Source organism: Affinundibacterium baiyunense (assembly GCF_018139645.1).
In the GTDB taxonomy this organism is placed as follows: Bacteria; Pseudomonadota; Gammaproteobacteria; order Burkholderiales; family Burkholderiaceae_D; genus Undibacterium; species Undibacterium baiyunense.
The window spans coordinates 125,104-144,068 of sequence record NZ_JAGSPM010000002.1; the positions used below are offsets into that span (position 1 = coordinate 125,104).

Annotated in this window: 13 protein-coding genes; 4 read left to right on the plus strand and 9 right to left on the minus strand. The window is 47.2% G+C overall.

Annotation, left to right across the window (positions count from 1 at the left end; translation table 11 throughout):
* Window positions 1–10: 10 nt before the first annotated feature.
* Both KDM92_RS03790 and KDM92_RS03795 read right to left on the minus strand, forming a co-directional pair.
* Window positions 11–2,185, minus strand: a complete 2,175-nt coding sequence (locus KDM92_RS03790; RefSeq protein ID WP_212683081.1) for a hypothetical protein — start codon at window positions 2,183–2,185, stop codon at window positions 11–13.
* A 257-nt stretch (window positions 2,186–2,442) separates the two neighbouring features.
* Window positions 2,443–3,867, minus strand: a complete 1,425-nt coding sequence (locus tag KDM92_RS03795) for an FHA domain-containing protein (protein WP_212683082.1) — start codon at window positions 3,865–3,867, stop codon at window positions 2,443–2,445.
* A gap of 336 nt (window positions 3,868–4,203) precedes the next feature.
* Here KDM92_RS03795 and KDM92_RS03800 point away from each other — a divergent pair, with 336 nt between their 5' ends.
* The 3 genes from KDM92_RS03800 (at window position 4,204) to KDM92_RS03810 (ending at window position 6,941) form a co-directional block, all read left to right on the plus strand.
* Window positions 4,204–5,607 (plus strand): aspartate kinase, encoded by a 1,404-nt coding sequence (locus tag KDM92_RS03800; protein WP_212683083.1) that lies wholly within the window; start codon window positions 4,204–4,206, stop codon window positions 5,605–5,607.
* A 55-nt stretch (window positions 5,608–5,662) separates the two neighbouring features.
* Complete coding sequence (locus tag KDM92_RS03805; protein ID WP_212683084.1) at window positions 5,663–6,550, plus strand: ion transporter; 888 nt, start codon at window positions 5,663–5,665, stop codon at window positions 6,548–6,550.
* Window positions 6,551–6,743: 193 nt separating this feature from the next.
* On the plus strand, window positions 6,744–6,941 hold the full coding sequence (locus tag KDM92_RS03810) for a hypothetical protein (RefSeq protein ID WP_212683085.1): 198 nt from the start codon (window positions 6,744–6,746) through the stop codon (window positions 6,939–6,941).
* 86 nt (window positions 6,942–7,027) lie between these two features.
* On the opposite strand, the gene KDM92_RS03815 is transcribed toward KDM92_RS03810, so the two are convergent.
* Window positions 7,028–9,418 (minus strand): GspE/PulE family protein, encoded by a 2,391-nt coding sequence (locus KDM92_RS03815; RefSeq protein ID WP_212683086.1) that lies wholly within the window; start codon window positions 9,416–9,418, stop codon window positions 7,028–7,030.
* 407 nt (window positions 9,419–9,825) lie between these two features.
* Between KDM92_RS03815 and KDM92_RS03820 the strand changes: the two genes are divergently transcribed.
* The gene (locus KDM92_RS03820; RefSeq protein WP_329603123.1) at window positions 9,826–11,121 is read left to right on the plus strand and encodes a Xaa-Pro dipeptidase; all 1,296 of its coding nucleotides are present in this window, start codon (window positions 9,826–9,828) and stop codon (window positions 11,119–11,121) included.
* Window positions 11,122–11,272: 151 nt separating this feature from the next.
* On the opposite strand, the gene KDM92_RS03825 is transcribed toward KDM92_RS03820, so the two are convergent.
* The 6 genes from KDM92_RS03825 to KDM92_RS03850 form a co-directional block, all read right to left on the minus strand.
* Window positions 11,273–13,024: a hypothetical protein gene (locus KDM92_RS03825; protein ID WP_212683087.1), complete on the minus strand. Its 1,752-nt coding sequence runs from the start codon at window positions 13,022–13,024 to the stop codon at window positions 11,273–11,275.
* Window positions 13,021–15,240 (minus strand): hypothetical protein, encoded by a 2,220-nt coding sequence (locus tag KDM92_RS03830; RefSeq protein ID WP_212683088.1) that lies wholly within the window; start codon window positions 15,238–15,240, stop codon window positions 13,021–13,023. The genes KDM92_RS03825 and KDM92_RS03830 overlap by 4 nt, the downstream gene beginning before the upstream one ends.
* Complete coding sequence (locus KDM92_RS03835) at window positions 15,224–16,300, minus strand: BatA domain-containing protein (protein WP_212683089.1); 1,077 nt, start codon at window positions 16,298–16,300, stop codon at window positions 15,224–15,226. The genes KDM92_RS03830 and KDM92_RS03835 overlap by 17 nt, the downstream gene beginning before the upstream one ends.
* Window positions 16,300–17,184: a DUF58 domain-containing protein gene (locus KDM92_RS03840; protein WP_212683090.1), complete on the minus strand. Its 885-nt coding sequence runs from the start codon at window positions 17,182–17,184 to the stop codon at window positions 16,300–16,302. Before KDM92_RS03840 ends, KDM92_RS03835 begins: the two co-directional genes overlap by 1 nt.
* Before the next feature lie 67 nt (window positions 17,185–17,251).
* The gene (locus tag KDM92_RS03845; RefSeq protein WP_212683091.1) at window positions 17,252–18,256 is read right to left on the minus strand and encodes an AAA family ATPase; all 1,005 of its coding nucleotides are present in this window, start codon (window positions 18,254–18,256) and stop codon (window positions 17,252–17,254) included.
* Window position 18,257: 1 nt separating this feature from the next.
* The gene (locus KDM92_RS03850) at window positions 18,258–18,878 is read right to left on the minus strand and encodes a DUF4159 domain-containing protein (protein ID WP_189345464.1); all 621 of its coding nucleotides are present in this window, start codon (window positions 18,876–18,878) and stop codon (window positions 18,258–18,260) included.
* Between the last annotated feature and the right edge of the window lie 87 nt (window positions 18,879–18,965).

Consider the following 18,965-nt stretch of genomic DNA (forward strand, 5'->3'; position numbering starts at 1 on the left):
TTTTGGCGCACTATTTTCTACCCGCAGCTGGCGCATGCTGGCGTTGCAGCGACATCAAATTTTGCACGATGCTTAAATCAAGCTGATGCCGTCTTTGTAAATCAGCCTCGCGTTGTTCACGCTCTTCGCGCAAACGATCCTGTAGCATCTTCATTGATTGCTCCAAACTCATACCATGCTGAATTTGCGCCATCGCACTCATCGCTTGCGCCGCATGACTCGATTGTCCCGCTTGCGTTGCCAGAATTTGCTCTGCACTCATACTCGCTTGCGTTTGCAATTTCATCAAATCTGCCAAGGCATTCGCATTCGCGACATCAGCGGTGGCGATCTTGCCAGTCTCACTAAAGTTCGCGATTGCTTGTAGTCGCTCGATTTGCGCTTCTTCAATCGCAATTTGATGTTGCTGTTGTAATTTCATACGACTTTCTTCAATCGCGTACACCGCCAATGCAGCTTGCTCTTGACGTTGTTGCTCTTGATCTTGAAAGCGCGCGTGCAACTCTATCGTGCGCTGTAATTTCTCCTGTTGGCTAGCGCTACGTGTTTGTTCTGTTCGCTGTTGAATCGTGTCAATCTGTTCCTGTACTTGTGCCAATTTCAGCGCCGCATCAATCTGTTTAAGTTGCTGCGTTCTTTGCTGTTCTTGTTGTAGATCGTCAATGCGGGTCTTATGTAACTCTTGCTCCCATGCCTGCATACGCTGAAATTCACGCGCCCGTAATTCGGTCTCTAAGCTGATGCTTATCAAGGCATGTTTTTGCCGTTCATCTGCTAACTCTTGCTCAGCTTGCTGCAGATGCTGCTGCTTTTGCTTTTGCAATTCTCGCTGTGCGGCTTGTTCGGTTTGATCTGCGATCAAACTATTTTGAGCGATCTCATGTTCAAGCTGAATTTTTTGCATCTGCTGCGCGCTTTGCAATTGCAATAATAGCGCTGCTTGTTTGCTGTATAGTTGTGTTAATTCTGATTCCGAACGCATTTTAATGCGTGCTAAGGTACGCACATGCAACCATTGATCCGCTTCATTTTGTCGCGTTTCATGCTGTTCTTTTGCACTCTGCTCTAAGGCACGGATCATCTCGGTCGCACCGGCGTCAATTGCCTGTTGACGAGTACGTGCATCGACAATTTGCGCGTACAAATCTAATTCGCGCAAACGTATGGTTTGCAAACGTTCCGCCTCATCTTGCTGCAGCTTAGCGCGACTCAAACGCTTCTTGGCTTTGTCGTAATCACCTTGCAGGTACAACCATCCTAAATCTTTGGCGAATTGCGCACGCATTTCTTCATGGCGATAACGCAAACGTACTTGTTCTTCTTGCTTACTTATTCTTTGCCACTCGCGCTCACGATACATCTCATCCGCTTGTTTTCTTTGCTGTATTTGCGCACGACTTTTATCAAGCTGTAGAGCTTGTTGCTCGGTCTGTTCACTGAGTTCTTCACGCTCTTTCGACAAAGAGGGATGCTGGAGTTGTTGCGTCAGCACTTGCGTCAATGCCAATCCGTAGTCAGCAAAACTGGCGTTTAAATTCGACAGTAATTGCTCATCCAGTTGCGGATAAAAATCCAATTCATCTTGAATACTGCGCAGAGACTTGGTTCGAATCACGTTCAATAAAGCTTGTCTGACTAGCGGTGCGAGCAAGGCTTGCAGTTGCGTGGTGTTGAGTGTGCCGGGCACCAACATGAATTGATTGGCAAAGCGGGCAACTTGATCCAACTTCACGCGCAATAAAAGATTCGCTGTCAATGGCAAAAATTCGGCTGTATGCAGATCGTCAAAAACAAAATTCAACGCTAATGGATGAGAACGCGTAATCAATAATTCAATCGCTTGTTCAGACTGGAGCGAGCTAGTACGCGCACGCAAGCTTGCGGCATCGTAGCTACCTGATGGCAATTCGATACAGCGCTCATTTTGCAATACAAAGGCGCGCGCGCGAGCAGGAATTTGCACGCCGGTTTTCGCTAGTTGATCAATCGATGCTACCGCAAAAAACACTGCCATCTCATCATCGGCGGGCAACCAATACGCTTGCTTAAAAATCGCTTCATGTGGCGGGCTACCGACTAATAAACCGCATTGTGGACAATAGTTCACATGTTTGGGACCAGCGGAACTACAGTAGGCAGCACAACGAGCGCATTGCAGCTTGAGTGAATGAAAAAGTGAGCGCATACCAAATCCCTTCCGACCAATGCGATCGGCAACAAACCAACAGTGAAAACGATCCAACCTGCATTGCAACGAAAACTGAGCGACGCGATACAAAAAGATGCAGTAGGGAAAAGAATAGCACCCGCAGCCTAATTAATAGGCAGGAATAGAGGGTGAAAAACCCGTCAAATCAGGATTATGGAATGTGCGCAAGCTGCGGCACTTAATTAACACTTTCGTAGCACTTACTTAGCACCTTAGTTATAACTAAGTCATACCTAAGTAGCCAACTCAAAACGATAAGAAGCCAGATTCGGATGAATCTCTGCCAGATCAGTCGATGGCGTCAGCACCCGATCTTGTAAACTCTGTGTATCGTGATGCCAAAATTGTCCGTGGCGATGGAAAAATAGGCTATGCCCTTGCAGCATTGCAGGCAAGTTCCCCACTTCTGGTCGTTGCTCGGGATTGAGTAAATAAAACAACTCAACCAGCTTGTCGCGCACCAGTCTGTGCAATATCAACGCATGCGGCAAAATCGCCGCGACTCGTAATTCGACCAGCCCTTTGAAACTCGCACAAAACTCCACGTGCGCACCTTGCAACAAGGGCATCGCTTGATGCTTCTCCAAGATAACGCCATCCAACAAAACGCCATAACGCGAAATGTCAGTGATATGCACCCGTCCATCGTGTCGCTGAATAATCGCATGGCGATGGCTGATGCGTTTGCCTAATGTCGCATCTTGATCAGCTTGTGACTGATATTGCAAACAAATATCGGCGCTTGGCTTCGCAGCAAAATCCTTATGACGCCCCAAGCACCATTCCTGCTTTGCCAACAAACGAATCGGGATCGCATGGGCATCAGATTTCGCGATTAAATTGGCAGATGTGATCGCAGCGGCGCTAGTCGATTCAGTCACAACGTCAGTTGGATTTGATTCAGCACTCGTTATCGGTAAAGCCACTTGCATCAAATTAAGCGAACTTGGCACTTCCACTTCCATCAGCAACTCATGCCAAGCAAGACTAGATAATCCAACCGCGTGCTGTCCTTGTTGATTCAGTCCATTTGTTGTAGCAAGCAAATCAAGCTGCGCAATTGCCGCATCCTTGGCATAAATATCTACATCACAATTGATCGGTGTGGCAATGCTATCTTGTGGCAAGCCTTGTAAGCGCGCAATCGCGCCATCCTCTGCATGGACGCGGTAGTTTTTGTGTGTCGCTAAAAAAACTTGATGAATTTCGCTCAAGCTGGCATTCGCTCTTGGCAACAAAATCGTACTGGTGCAAATCCATAAATGCGCATCACCAGCTGCATCTTTATAGCTGATACGAATCTCTAATGGATACTGACCATGCTCACGTGCTTTGGTAGAAAAACTTAAGAGCAATGGCGGCCATAAGCCCGCCGGACTGCGCGTCAAACTATGCGAGCTCGCCATCGATGAACGTGATTGCAGAGGTGATTGCGAAGGTGATTGTGCATACGATTGTGTAAGCAATTCTGAACGGCAGCTTAAACTCAGTTGCTGCACGCCGGGCTCAAAATCCTCAGGCAATTCTAGTTTCAGCGTTTGCCGTCCACCAGCCGCACGCGGATCATAGCCGCTAAAGCGCAAATACCGCTGTGCCGTATTGGCACGGATCGGTACTGACTGGCTTTGCCACGGATTCGCTTGCGGAGCTAAATTCATTTTGCACAAATTTCTATTTAATATTTAATTCAATAGCGCTTGTTAGGCTTAAACTCAACTACAGAGCTTGTTCGCTAAATTTCTTTCACTATATTCCTTCCGCGCTTTGATAAATCAGCAGAACAGAGTGGGATTTCTAGCCCAATTAGCAAAACTCGACATCAAAATCGTATTAATTAATCAAGTCCACGGATTGACCAGCAGAGCACAGTGCAGTAACCTAGCCGCCTCTCGATTTGTGCAAAGCCTTGATAAAACAAATAATAAAAGTCGCGCACATTCAACCAACTGCCATCGACAAAAACACTTGGCGCACCCTCTCAGACCGGAAACAGAATGAAAAAAATCGTTGTGAAATTTGGCGGCTCGAATTTACGCAAGCCACAAGACATTGATCGTATCGTCAACGTCGTGCAAACCTATCAGCGCCCTTTAATCTTGGTGGTATCGGCTTTTTACGGCATCACCAACGCCTTGATTACTTGCGTACAAGCTGCCAAAGAAGGCGCGGGTACCAAAGCAGCCTTGGCGGAGAGTCAAAGTTACACACAACATTTACGACGTTTGAAGCGTGAACTGATCGAGGCAAACGTTGCCGACCAAGCGCAACGCGAGCGTATTGAACAAGCCTTAGCGGTGCGGATCGATCAATTAGATCGCTATTTGACCGGCATTCACTGCATCGGAGATGTTCCGACTTTTGTCTACGATGCCATACTCAGTTACGGTGAACGCTTATCCAGTTTGTTATTGACCGAAGTATTGCAAAGCCGCGGCATCCAAGCGCGCGAAGCTTTGCCAGAAGACATAGGCTTAATTACGGATGGCGTATTTGGTAATTCTGCTTGTGATTTTGCTGCTAGCAAAGAGTCAGTAGCGCAAGCACTGGCAGGCGAGGGCGTGGTGGTGGTACCCGGCTTTTACGGAGTCGATCGTGATGGCAAGGCAACCCTGTTCGGACGCGGTGGTTCCGATTATTCGGCAGCCTCAATTGCTTGCTGCATAGCTGCAGAATCACTCGATGTATGGAAAGATGTCGATGGCTTTTTGAGTGCTGATCCAGGAACCGTGACAACGCCACGCTCGATTGCGCAATTAAACTATCTAGAAGCGGCAGAATTATCCTATTTCGGCGCGAAAATTTTGCACCCTCGCACTGTCGAACCCTTATTTGACCAAGACATTCCGATTCGTATCTTGAACATTACTAAACCTGAGCGCGGCTTACAGCCCTACACGATCATTAACGGACAACGCAAAGTGACCAAAGATGTGGTGAAAAGTGTGACGTCCACCGATGATGTCGCCATCTTAAAATTACACGGCCCCGGCGTTGGTTTTAAAGCCGGCATCTTAGCGCGCGTCACCAATCAGCTCGACAGTCTCGGCATCAATATCAAGAGTGTATTGACGGCACAAACAGCGATCAATATTTTGCTGGCACGCGATCATTTAGATGCGGCATACGCAGCATTAGCAGAGCATCATTTAGCCGGTGTGGTTGAAGTATCGCGCAATGCTGAAGTAGCGATTGTTGCGGTAGTCGGCGATGGCGTACTAGAAGCCTCAGATGTTGGCAGCGCAATTGCCAGTCGCGCTTTATCGGCAGCGATTGCAAGTGGTGTTCGCGTATGTTTGGCGGCGGCTGGCGCGAGCGAAGTCGCAGCCTACATGCTAGTGCATCAAGACGACACCAAGCTCGCTTTACAAGCGGTACACGCCGAGTTTTTTGGCGCCTGATTTCAAGTAAGCGACTTTCACTCACTTTTTGCTCACTTTCACATAAGAGACCTCTATGGAAAAACGTAATCCCGCCGACACCAGCTTAGGACGTCCCTTAGATGGTTGGCGTTTACGTTTGTACACGATTATTTTTGAGGCAGATACAAGGGCTGGACGCTGTTTTGATATCGTTCTTATTTTCGCTATCTTATTGAGCGTTTTATTTGTAATGCTAGGCAGTGTCGCCACAATAAATGCGAAATATTCTGCAGTCTTTAGTTGGGTGGAAATTGCCTTCACTGCCTTATTCACACTTGAATATGTCGCTCGACTGGCATGCGTAAAATATCCAATGCGCTATGCATTAAGTTTTTTTGGCATCGTCGATTTACTGGCGATGCTACCTAGCTATTTGGCATTATTCTTCCCTGAAGTGTATGTCTTAGTGGATGTACGTGTGTTGCGCTTACTGCGTATTTTCCGCATATTCAAATTGACCGCCTATTTGACTGAATTTACCACACTGGGCTTAGCGCTACGTGCCAGTGCTCGAAAGATTTTGGTCTTTTTATCAGTGGTCTTAATGGTCGTCGTGATTATGGGCACGGTGATGTACGCGGTTGAAGGACCGGCGCATGGCTACACCAGCATTCCTGCCAGTATTTACTGGGCAATCACCACCATGACCACAGTGGGCTTTGGCGATATCACACCAAAAACCGATCTGGGACGCTTCATTGCCTCAACAATGATGCTGATGGGTTGGGGCGTACTGGCAGTTCCAACTGGGATTGTTACTGCCGAAATGACCGCACAACGGCGTCATTTTATGAGCACACCAACAACCCGCACTTGCCAAGAATGTTTAAGCGAAGGTCACGCGGCTGACGCTAACTTCTGTCAACACTGCGGTGCGCGCCTGCCTGCATATCAAAGTGAAGCTGCTGCCAAGATTAGCTAAGCCTTCGCTTACTTTAAGTATTTTGGTACTTTTCTGCTTTAATACTTGAGTACCTAGATACTCAAAAGAATCTGCAGCGAATCAAGGTTTGCGCTAAGGCAAAGAATCTCGCGTTTTTTTTGAATCATGTCTGCCTCCAGATTATGCTGAGCACTGTTTATCTTTCTTGGTACTCACCAAATCGGAGCACAGCATGACATCAAACAAAGACAATGGCGATTGGCTTTCAGCACAACAAGCGGTACAAGCAGATGGCAGCGAACGCCAAAATCTCCCATTGATCAATAAAAAACTACCGCCTTTGGTCGCCAATCCAGAAGAAAACCTAAGCGATGCGATAACATCGGCTAACAAATCTACAAACGGCGCAGCAAACCGAACAGCAAATTAAGCCTGACACAGGCAAGCCTTTATCATCGATTAGTCAACGATTAGCCAGCGATCGGCCAGCAATTAATCAGCGCTGATCACGGCATTTTATTTGATACAAACCACTCTGACTTGCTTCATGTCGGTAATGCCTGACAAGACTTTTTCTATGCCATCCATTTTCAAAGTCAACATGCCGTCTTCTAGCGCCGCAGTAAATAATTGTGCGACGCGTGCGTGTTCTTGAATTAGCTTCTTGACTGGATCAGTACCCACCATCAGCTCATGCAAGCCGATTCTGCCTTTATAACCATTCACACACTTATCGCAACCTTGAGGACGATATAAAGTAAATTGTCCTTTAGCATCGGCATAATCCTTAGACCATTGTTGAAAGACCTTCCGCTTGGCGGCTTCTGCATCTTGTTGGAATACAGAAGTGGCCAATAATTCAGCACAATACTCATTCAATAAACTGAGCAATTCCTCTTGTGTCGGCTGATAGGCGACTTTGCACTGATTACATAAACGCTTGGCTAAACGCTGCGCCAAAATACCCAATAACGCATCGGCAAAATTGAAGGGGTCCATGCCCATATCAAGCAAACGAATAATCGATTCAGGTGCGCTATTTGTATGTAGCGTCGCAAAGACAAGATGCCCGGTCAAGGACGCTTCTAGCCCGATAGAAACTGTCTCTTTATCGCGCATTTCACCGACCATGATCACATCGGGATCTGCGCGCAAAAATGCCCGCATCACCGTTGCAAAATCCATCCCCGCTTTACGATTCACTTGAACTTGCCGCAAACCCTTTTGGGTGATTTCAACCGGATCTTCGGCAGTCCAAATTTTCGTTTCTGGTCGATTTAAATAATGCAAAACCGAATGCAAAGTTGTGGTCTTGCCAGAGCCAGTGGGGCCACACACAAAGAAAATGCCATAAGGTTTTTCGACCACTTCTTTCAAGCGTCGCAGATTGTGCGGTAAGACACCAAGCTTATCCAAAGGAATCGGTTCGCCTGCTGCCAAAATGCGCATCACCACATCTTCCATGCCCGCGGCGGAAGGAATCGTAGCAACCCTTAATTCAATATCTAGCGGCCCATATTTCTTGAACTTAATTTTGCCGTCTTGTGGTTTACGTTTTTCTGAAATATCCAAATCGCACATGATCTTGATGCGCGCCAACAGGGCATTGCGATAACTCGCGGGAATTTCAATATATGGTGACAAAGAACCGTCTTTACGGAAACGAATCAGCGTCTTTTCTTTACCTGGACGTGGTTCAATATGGATATCCGAGGCACCTTGTTGATATGCATCGACGATGATTTTATTAAGTAATTTGACTAATTCATTTTCGACCGCAGCAGAAACGTCTTGATTGCCACCCGTGTTGTCATCCTCGTCAGTTTCCATGCCAGATAACAATTCTCCGACGCTGGCACTGTCTGCGCTTTGTCCAAAAAACTGATCTACCGTAAGCTTGAATTCGCGCTTGGTTGTGACCTTAAACAGTAAACGCGCACCAGGAAAAATCAAATTCACCACACGCGTAGTTTTCACTTTTTCAGGATCTAAGGCCAATATCGTCATGCCGCTCTTATCCTCAGAAATCGGCAACCAATTATTCTCTTCAACGTATTGGCGTTTCAACTTTTTGACTAACTCAACATCAACCACTCGTCCTTCTTGCCAAGCCTCATAAGGCACGCCAAAAAACTTCGCCAACGCCAAACCAACTTTCACAACAGGGACCTGAAATTCATCGATCAAAATATCTTCTAAATCGGCTTGTTTCTTGCGTGCCGCGCTGATCGCCAATTCAAATTCGGGCAAAGATAAAATGCCATCAGACACCAAGCCATTCAATTTCGATGGCGGAATTGGCAGCGGTTTGTTCTTTTGCGCAAAAGCGATCGCCAAGGTTTCGCACAGCTCACGTACGCCTTCTTGTGCAATCGCATTAAAACTGGTGCCATGACGACTATTAATGAACTGAATTGCGCCCAATAAATCGCCTTTTGCAGCATCAATAATCGGTGCAACTAACATCTCTTTGGTACGATAACCAGTGCGTTGATCAATCGCTTTTTGGAAATGCAAATCTGGCGAAATAGCTCGCAACTCAGCTTCATCGTAAACATCATTAATACACAGCACTTCACGATTCAACGCGACATATCCAGCGATACTTTGGTCAGAAATCGGCAAGCGTATATCTTTAAATGAATTGAGTCCTTTTTTGACTTTAGAAATCAGGTTGCTACCATCTGGCGCCACTATATAAATAGTCAGACGATCGCAATCAAATAAGTCACAAATATCGATCATTAAATCTGAAACAATTTGATCGACCGTATTACTCGCGTGAATCTTGTTGGTTAAGGTTTGTAATCGTTTAAAGAAAATCAAACGTTGGGTTGCGCTGTTTTCGTTAGCTACCTTAGCTACCGAAGCTACACTATCGACACTGTTATTAGGCTTCACCTGCATATTTTCCTTCTTTCATCAAAGCGAAAATCAACGATGCTGCATGATTGCATTATCACTCAATAAAGCTAAATTGAAATAACGAGCAAGTACAATTACAACGCACTTGTTACAGAAAACGGTCCAATACGCGGCATAAAAATAGAATGAACACTGAATAAAACTTTCAAAGCTCTATCAATCCAAACCCTCGCTTTGCTTGCCTTTGTCTTCTCACAATGACAAATGACTTTATCCTGATAAAGTCCCTTCGCCACCGCTAAGTAATGTTATTGGCAAAAATGTTGGTCGTGAGCATCATTTTTGCAATTCCAGTTTGACCACCACAGGTCTAAGTAAGATACTGAGCGGCTGCCTGAAAATCCCCCCTACAAAGCAAACAGGCAATTACATCAAACTCGGAGTATCGAATGAAAAAAACTATTTGTTCCGCCCTCATCACCGCCGCATTTTGCATGAGCGCTCCAGCGCTCGCTTCAGGTAAGGCAGATGTTGCGGACACGCTGATCACAGCACGCCAAATGTTGGATGTCAGAACTGGCAAAATGATTGCGAACCCACATATCTTGGTTCGCGATGGGCGCATCATTAGCGTGAAACAAAATGCGAACGGTGCCGATAGCAAAGTACAAAAAATCGATCTCGCCGGTATGACTATCGTGCCAGGCTTAATCGATATGCATGTGCATTTAGATACCGATCCGACTTATGGCGGTTACAGTAGTTTGCAATACAACGATCGCTTTTGGTCGATGCTGAACGTGCCACATGCTAGTCGTACTTTAGAAGCGGGCTTTACAACGGTACGCACGCTGGGTTCAGACGCATGGAATGATATTGGTTTGCGCCAAGCGATTGATGAAGGAAAAGTACCGGGACCGCGCATTGTTGCCGCGGCCTATTCATTTGGCGCGACAGGTGGGCACTGTGATTCGACCTTCTTCCCGCCTTCAATGAATCAACAAAGTCCATTTAATGCAGATAGTCCGGAAGAAGGTCGCAAACGTGTACGCGAAATTCGCAAACACGGTGCCCAAGTCATCAAAATCTGTGCAACTGGCGGTGTGTTCTCACACAATACCGAGCCTGGTCAACAGCAAATGAGCTTGAAAGAAATGACCGCAATTGCGGAAGAAGCACATCAATGGGGCATACGTGTCGCCGCACACGCGCATGGCACTTCAGGTATTAAAGATGCGATTCGCGCTGGTATCGATACGATAGAACACGCAAGTTTGATCGATGACGAAGGAATCGCGCTCGCAAAAAAACATGGCACTTATCTGTCGATGGATATCTACAACACGGATTACACTCAATCTGAAGGTAAGAAAAATGGTGTGATGGAAGACAATCTGCGCAAAGACCGTGAAGTCGCCGACGTGCAACGCGAAGGCTTCCGTCGCGCGCATGCGGCAGGTGTCAAAATGGTTTATGGCACCGACGCGGGTATCTATCCACACGGTGACAACGCCAAACAATTTGCGACCATGGTCAAGTATGGCATGACGCCAGTGCAAGCGATTCAAGCAGCGACGATCAATGCGGCAGAAGCATTGGCGAGCAAAGATGTCGGTATCATCGAAGCTGGTCGTTTTGCCGATATGGTGGCAGTTGCTGGCGATCCAAGCAAAGACGTGCGCGTTTTAGAAAATGTCGCAGTAGTCATCAAAGGCGGAAAAGTCGTCAAGGCACAGCAAAAATAAAATGCCTTAACAAGCCGCAGTAACAACTAGCACGCATCAAAAAAGCGAGATGGCTATCAACAGCCATCTCGCTTTTTTATTGATTCTTACTTTCTGTTTTTGAGCTTACTTTGAACTTACTATGAGTTCACGGTGAGCTTCCATGAGTGGTTTATTTATCTCGCTGCTCGCGCCACCACAGCAATAGCATCGCTGCCAACAAACCCAAGGCCCACGGCCAAGTCGGCAAACTACGACGCAAATCCTTGGTGTTATCGGCGACCACAGGTACCAGTGCCAACATCGCTGCGGTATCTGCACGTGCTTGCGCTCTTTGCCAAGCCGGCCAATCTTCTGGTTGATAAACGTACACAACGCCAGTTGCAAGTGTGCTAGTGCCCTTGCCTTGCACTACCTTTGCGGCTGATTTTGTTTCTGACTTCGTTCTTTTTTGCGCTTGCCAATCTAACCAAGCAGGCTTTTCTGGCCAAAACGAAGCGCATTGGGCATCAGCATGATCGCGTACAGGTAACAAGGGCAACCCTTGCTCATGCCCGGCCAAGACCAGCTCAGCTTGTTCAAAGCCCTGCGCACAAAGACGCATACGCTGACCAACAATCGGCATCCTTGGTTCAAACCGCGCTTCCCAATCCAAGCTTTTTTTCACCTTAGCTTGGTCCAAAATAGTTTGCCACCAAGCTTGCAAAGAATTTGTCGCACTAATCTGGTAACGATGCCAATTAGCCACACTCAACCATACGATCTGCCCCTGCCCCCAAGCGCGCTGCGCCATCCAGCTTTGCCCCTTGACCTGATACCAATTCGCATCTGACTTGACTTGCGGCGTCCACGCGCTTGGACTCAAGCTCTTCAAAGGATCGATGGTGATCTCTTTGCTCGTATCGCTAGCTTGCAAACGCAAATCTAATTCACGTCGCCATAGTCCAATATCGCTCGCATTCGCACCAAGAATAATTAAGGATGAACCTGCCGCTACTTGCTGTAATACTTGCGCACGTGCTCGGACATTTTGCTGTTCGAAATACGCGGCGTCCTGTATCAACAAATCCGGCTTTGCTGTGCTCGCCTGCGTTGATGTTGGTGTTGGTGTTGATACATTATCAGCAGTCTCAAACCGCGTAACAGTCTTGCCTAACTTGGTTTGCCAATCTAACTTGGCCTGACTTTGACTAAGCAGCGCATTGAGCACCTTGGCATCGAAAGACGGCGCGGCAAAGCGAGCTTGCACCAACAAACTTTGTGGTGCGATCACCTCTAAAGGAATTGGCCCTTGCTCGATAACGCGACCATGCTGATCAAGTATTTTTGCTTGTAATACCAAACGCTCCACCGCCGGCGGTAGCCATTGCAAACTGAGTTGTTTCTCGCGACCTCGCGTTTCTGCTAGAACTTGCTGATTTTCAGCTAGCAATTGCAAACGCCACTCGCCATCAACATGTTGACGTTGTACGCTCAAATGAAACATTCGACCCTGTGTGAGCTGCGTAGGAAAATCTAAATCCAACACTTCGTCAAGCTTGGTCGAATTGGGATCAACAGGTATTGTCGTGATTTGCATCGGTAAGCGCGGCAAATCTTGCCATTGCATCCAACGCAAACCATCACCGTGAACTTGGTAGGAATCGGCATGCTGACTTTGCTGCACCCATTGCGCCATGCTGTGGTGACTTTCCGAACTATCAATGCGCAATGGGTTGCTTTGCAAAGGTAGGCTAGGCGCGATGATCATCATGCAGAAACAAAACCCAGCAGAGCTTATGATCGCAGTATGTATCAGTCCATCGCTACGCCTCGCTCGTCGCCAGTACATCAAGGTCGAGAATAGCACTACAAGTAGCACGCCCAGACACAGTACGACTTGCCAAGTTTCAAGTGCCATTGAAGAAATCAAGCTATGCATCATCGTTGTACCTCTGGCTTACTTGAGCTTGAGCGTGGACTTGGCTTTATTTTTTTCCATGCTTGTTCAAATCCGCTCTCGCGTATTGCTTGAAACTCAGAACGCCCCTGCAAAATCAATTCGGCTTGCGGGATCGCCTGCCGTATCCATCCCGCTAATACTGGGCGACATGGAGCGCAACCGCTTTCCACATCCAAGATCGCGGCTTGTGCGGCTAGGCGTTGCTCCTCTTTTGTTAGATGCGCAGCAAACCAAGTACGCGCGGTAGTCGTCCACAACGCTGGCAAGGGGTTTTCGCTTTGCAATGCGCGCAGTAAATTTTGTATTCCTTCAGGAACGATTTGCTGTGCCGCATCTTGCTGCTTTTGAGTATTTTTTAAATCCAACACATCACCAGTTAAACGCTTGTCTTCTTTGATTGCTGGTGGTGTAAATGCAGCCTTGTGTAAATAGATCCGATCCGCTTGTTGCAATTGTTTGATCGCTTCTAAAGCTTTATTTTCTGGCGCTAAAGCGGTGGCTGGACTAATTGCACGCAAAGCTTTTTCTGCATCCCACATCGCGACTAAGGCGCGACGCAAAATCTTCTTGGTTGCTTCATCAAACAAGGTCGCATTTTCTTCTTGATCATGCGCATGTCCATACTGCGCTGCCAAATTCTGTGGTGCGGCATCGCCATGATCGTGTCCATCATCAGCGCTATGGCCTTCTGCATGCTCATCATCACCGAATAAACTCGATTCTTCGCCTAAAAATCTACCGTAACGACGGCGTAAAGTCCCTTGATCACCAGCAATCGTCTCGCTGCGGCTACGAATCAAGTTAGGATTCATCTTAGGATTGGCCTTCATATCCGCCAACAATTGTTCGGTATCAATAATGATCTGACGCTGACTACGCAATGACTCTGGTTTAGCCAACATAGGTAAGGCCGAAGTTTCTTCCGCCTGCGCTTCTGGTGCTGGTAGACGCAAGGTGTAGGTTGCAGAGCGAGTGATATGCGGATTCTTATCGGCGTTATCCGTCGCCCGCACGAAGAAATACAACTCATCGCCCGGTTCCATGCCTAACTCAGTTAAGGTCCAAGTTTTATCCCATTGCCGAATTTGCGGATTTTTACCTTGCGGAATAGGTAATTCTCTATCACTAAAACGAATATTCTCACCACTGCCACGTGCCAAGGTCATATGCATGGTGGCTTGATTGATCTTATAGTCGTCCGCTATACGCAGAGCGATTTTAACTTGGCGCGTGTCTGCTGCCAAAATCTGCAACAATTCGCTTGGCTGTTCAATGTCAATTTGTGGCGCTTGATCCAGTAACACTTTCAAAACAGTACGGCTTTTCCCTGCATCGCCACTCCAATGCCAAAATACCGTCTCACTCGCTTGCCAACTTGCACAGAGCTTGGTTTTGTCTATAGCTTTGTCTTTAACTTTGTCTTGATCGAGTGAAGACTGCGTTTTTGTAAAGCGGATTTCCTGCCCGTGGCTTAAACTCAAAGTCGGCAATTTTTCAAAATTTTGATCGGCTTGTATGCACCATGTCACTAGGCTATTTTCGGGAACTTGTAATTCCTTAGGAGCAGAATCAATGCTAGCTAAACCGGTATAAGTTGGTGGCACCACGTGCATCGTCAAACTCGCATTGAGATCAAGCTTACTTGCTGGTTTGGTTGAAGCTGCCGCTGGCATCGACTGATTCATCGCGAGTAAAGACGGCATCCAAATCGGCAGCAAAATAGATAGTGCAGCAGCTATCCAACTACATGCCAAGCAAAGGCGCGAAAAAGACAAATGCCGTTGAATAAAATGGCGACAAGCGGCTGGATGCAGAACTTGTGGCAGCCGCTTTAATACGCGCTGTGCTTGCAAAGCAGCTAGCGCGGAATTCTGTGTGATCTGATTTTCTTGCCTATTTTGTTGTTGCGCTTGAGCTTGAACTTCCGACTGCACCAGCAATTGCATACTATCTTCTAGTTCTGGAAAATCCGCATTCGCCCAACTACTCCAATTCTTCACTAAACGTTTCCGCAACCACCAGAAATGCAAAACCATCAACGCAAGACCTAGAATCACGATCCCAAATTGTCGCAAAATAATCCAAGGTGCGAGGAAAGCTAACCACGCCAACAAATGATGGCGACAAGCTGTGTGCCATAAGGTTTGGAAGACGCGCGTGAGCACTTCGCTGATAACTGATTCAGAGACGTTTGACATGACTTAACATCCGCTCCAAAGCAAAAATCACCAGCAAGCACAGTAATAACAATTGACGTGTATTTTCTTGCTGACTCGGTTGATTTACCTGTACACGAGGCAATTGCATGCTGGTATAGATCAAATCAACTTGCGGCGCGCGACTTTGTTGCCAAGCGCGATACCATTGTTTGGTATCTTCTAATTTATACATAGGCCATTGCCCTGCTTGCTCAGTCAGCCAATAACGAACTTTTCCGCGCTGATATTGGTGCAAAGCCAATCCGGCTAGCGCAGGATTGTTTTGTACGATCCAATCCTTAGACAATTCTTGAGCAGGTCGTTTCATCCACCAGTACGGCGCTTGCCAATTACTGGATGCAGGCTCATTACTATCCCAAATAATTAAATCGGTCTTGGCGTCAGTTTGCTGCTGCCAAACATAGCGATCTTGTCCATCGCCTGCGACACTAAAGGCACGAAACAAGCTTTGCCATACTTCAGGATGATCGCTACGCAATGCAATATAGTGGGTACGCACTGGCGCTTTAAACGGATGGTCTTGCACTCTTATTTGAGTCTTGGGCAATAATTGTGGTGATTCTGCACTCCATGCCAACTGCCCTGCTCGCGCCAAAATCAAAACACGCGCATCAGCTTGCCAGTCTTTTTGATGTTCAGCCAGCCAATATAAAAGCCGCGAGCTTTGCACATCACATTCAGTACGTGCGCAAAAACGACGCTGCTTGGCGTTTTGCATACCAGTTTCTTTGAGCTGTTGCTGCAACCACACCGGATCAAGATCGTCGCCTACCAATACGGTATCGCCACGCCAAGCGATAAACAAACTCGCTAAATAAGCGATCACCATCAGCAGCAACAGGCAACGCAATAACATCAATAACCATTCACGCCAACGCCAGACCCTTACCAATTGCGGTTTTGCGGGGGATAAGAACTTCGCAGTCGCGAGTGTTTTTCTAACTAGCGTTTCACGTCGCTGGCGCAGCCACCAGATTGGTAAGATCAATAACGGCAATAACAACCACCAAGCAGGACTCAAGCCAAGATTGAAGTTCATCATGCGCGCCCTGCCAACTTAAGCCAATCTCTGAGTGTCTTACCGACATCTTGCTCAATGCGAGCACGTAAGAAAGGAATATTGACCTGACGACATTGCTGTTCTACGCGCTGAAAATGTGCGGTGTGCGCGGCTAAAAAATCTGCCTTCGCAGTTTCAGAAAATTTAACCGGATCAGCATTGTGTTCGGGATCAACATAAGCAATCGTCGATGCAAATCCCGCTTCACATTCGGCCCGCGTTTGCAGACACAGGGCACGCACATCATGTCGCATATGGCGCAAGCGCACCAAGCTTTCCGAACACGCTGATGGCCACTCCAAAAAATCGCTAATCGCAAAGATTAGGCTAGGTGCACGTGCAAAGTGTAATTGCGCCTTGAGCAAAGCTGCGTCAGGCAAAACACCGGCCGCGCTCGTTTGTTTTAGCTGCGCCATTACACGATGGAATTGCCGAGGGCCACGTGCCGCTGGCGTAATTTGTAGCCGCCCGTTTTGCGCAATCAGCAGTCCAAACGCGTCGCCTTGTCGTTGCGCCACGGCGGCGAGACAAGCAAAAATCACCCGTGCAAAATCGAGCTTACTCACACTCGGGTAGTCATAACTCGCTTCAGCCATCGAAGCACTGGCATCGAGCCATAACCAAATCGCCACATGACTATCGCGTTCGGCTTCACGTACATAATAGCGATCATTGCGCGCTAACAATTTCCAATCGACGCGACGCCACTCATCACCGGGGGCATAGGCGCGATATTCCGAAAACTCCACCCCAGCGCCACGCTCACGTCCTGCATGCAAGCCGTGACCGAGCCCCGCCAATACATGGCGAACGATCAAATCTAAATCCTGGCTATGCGCCAGCAAAGAAGCGCTATCAAGCATAGGAAAACATACGGTTTCGACGCGGTGTTGAATAACAAGAGGGAATTAAATCGCTAGCAGCTATCATCTAGTCGACGCGAATTTGTTCACGCAAAGCCAATAAGATGTCGGCAATCGCAACACCATCCGCTTCCGCTTCAAAATTACGCAATACGCGATGTGCCAACACAGGCAATAACATCGCCGCCATATCCTCACGCGTTACAGCCAATCGTCCATGCATCAAAGCGCGTGCTTTGGATGCCAACACCAGCGCTTGACCAGCACGCGGGCCTGCCCCCCAACCGACATGCTTACGTACACTGTCTACCGTCGTCAACTGTGGGCGCGTCGCTCGAATCAAGCGAGTCGCATAGCGAACCAAATGTTCACCCACTTCAATATCACGTACCAAACTTTGTAGGCGTAACAGACTATCCACATCCATTGCACTGACCGCGTCGGCGATCCCAGCATGCGTAGTGCGTTCCACCATCAACATTTCTTCGTCTTCACTTGGGTAGCCAACATCGATACGCAATAAGAAGCGATCTAACTGCGCCTCTGGTAAAGGATAAGTACCCGCTTGCTCAATCGGATTTTGTGTTGCTAATACAAAGAAAGGTTTCGGCAGACGATGTGTTTGCCCAGCAAAGGTCACACCGCGTTCCTGCATCGCTTCTAGCAAAGCAGATTGCGTCTTTGGTGGCGCACGATTAATCTCATCTGCCAATAAAACTTGGGTGAACACCGGCCCTTTTTGAAAACGAAATACGCGTTGTCGCGTGCTGGTGTCTTCTTCCAAAATTTCTGTACCGACGATATCTGATGGCATTAAATCAGGTGTGAACTGAACTCGTCGAAATTCAAGCTCTGTGGCTTGCGCCAAGGATTTTACTAACAGTGTTTTACCTAAACCCGGAACCCCTTCTACCAAAGCATGACCGCCCGCCAACAGGCAAATCACCAAAGATTCGATCACATCTTTTTGCCCAATAATCACTTGCGACATACTTGTGGTCAGGGCATGCACTTTGGCGCTCAAATCAGCGATTTCTGCTTCACTCCAACTCACTGGCACATTCGACTGCATACTACGCTCCTAAAGCATACTGAATAATATTCACGGCAAAACGCGTGTTATCTACGGCTAAAAACCGCTTGTTCCGAAAATCATAATCCCACTCGCAACCATAATCTTTGTTGCTATACAAAAGACGAATACGACCATTGATTTCAACTGCTTTTAAATAATCATGCACCAAATCATCGCCCCAACCATTGAGTTCAACACTGGTATTGGGTGGGCCATCAAAGCGGAAAAAGCAGGAATACAGAGGATGATTATTCGGGATTTTCTTTAAAGCTTTGATGCCAAAAATCTGTGCAATTTCGGCTTCAAACGATTTGGCAAACAAGCCGTCGATATCGTGATTGCAATCGTCTACAAATAGAAAACCACCGCCTTTGATATAACGTTCTAAATGTTTACGCTCTATCGCACTCAATTGCACTAACTTATGTCCGGCCATATAGCAAAACGGCGCTTCCAAAATTTTAGGATCAGACAATGCAGTAACCCGTTCTACCGTATCAACCCGCAAGGTGGTGTACTCGACCAACGAATTCAAAATATTACTCGGCATACGGATATCCACATCCCAATCGCCGGAGTCGTACATTACACGGGTGAAGTAGAAATCGAAATTCGACATGCAAGTTTCAAATTTAATGGCAAAGACAGCAAAGATAGAAATGACGATGTAATCAAGATCAGCGGAGAACAGGAACGGTGAAAACTT

Excerpts from the sequence above, each read along its gene's own strand:
- KDM92_RS03805 (WP_212683084.1), top strand. The coding sequence starts at position 5,663 with ATGGAAAAACGTAATCCCGCCGACACCAGCTTAGGACGTCCCTTAGAT.
- KDM92_RS03810 (WP_212683085.1), top strand. The coding sequence starts at position 6,744 with ATGACATCAAACAAAGACAATGGCGATTGGCTTTCAGCACAACAAGCG.
- KDM92_RS03840 (WP_212683090.1), bottom strand. The coding sequence starts at position 17,184 with ATGCTTGATAGCGCTTCTTTGCTGGCGCATAGCCAGGATTTAGATTTG.
- KDM92_RS03835 (WP_212683089.1), bottom strand. The coding sequence starts at position 16,300 with ATGAACTTCAATCTTGGCTTGAGTCCTGCTTGGTGGTTGTTATTGCCG.
- KDM92_RS03820 (WP_329603123.1), top strand. The coding sequence starts at position 9,826 with ATGAAAAAAACTATTTGTTCCGCCCTCATCACCGCCGCATTTTGCATG.
- KDM92_RS03790 (WP_212683081.1), bottom strand. The coding sequence starts at position 2,185 with ATGCGCTCACTTTTTCATTCACTCAAGCTGCAATGCGCTCGTTGTGCT.
- KDM92_RS03795 (WP_212683082.1), bottom strand. The coding sequence starts at position 3,867 with ATGAATTTAGCTCCGCAAGCGAATCCGTGGCAAAGCCAGTCAGTACCG.
- KDM92_RS03830 (WP_212683088.1), bottom strand. The coding sequence starts at position 15,240 with ATGTCAAACGTCTCTGAATCAGTTATCAGCGAAGTGCTCACGCGCGTC.
- KDM92_RS03800 (WP_212683083.1), top strand. The coding sequence starts at position 4,204 with ATGAAAAAAATCGTTGTGAAATTTGGCGGCTCGAATTTACGCAAGCCA.
- KDM92_RS03815 (WP_212683086.1), bottom strand. The coding sequence starts at position 9,418 with ATGCAGGTGAAGCCTAATAACAGTGTCGATAGTGTAGCTTCGGTAGCT.
- KDM92_RS03850 (WP_189345464.1), bottom strand. The coding sequence starts at position 18,878 with ATGTCGAATTTCGATTTCTACTTCACCCGTGTAATGTACGACTCCGGC.
- KDM92_RS03845 (WP_212683091.1), bottom strand. The coding sequence starts at position 18,256 with ATGCAGTCGAATGTGCCAGTGAGTTGGAGTGAAGCAGAAATCGCTGAT.
- KDM92_RS03825 (WP_212683087.1), bottom strand. The coding sequence starts at position 13,024 with ATGATGCATAGCTTGATTTCTTCAATGGCACTTGAAACTTGGCAAGTC.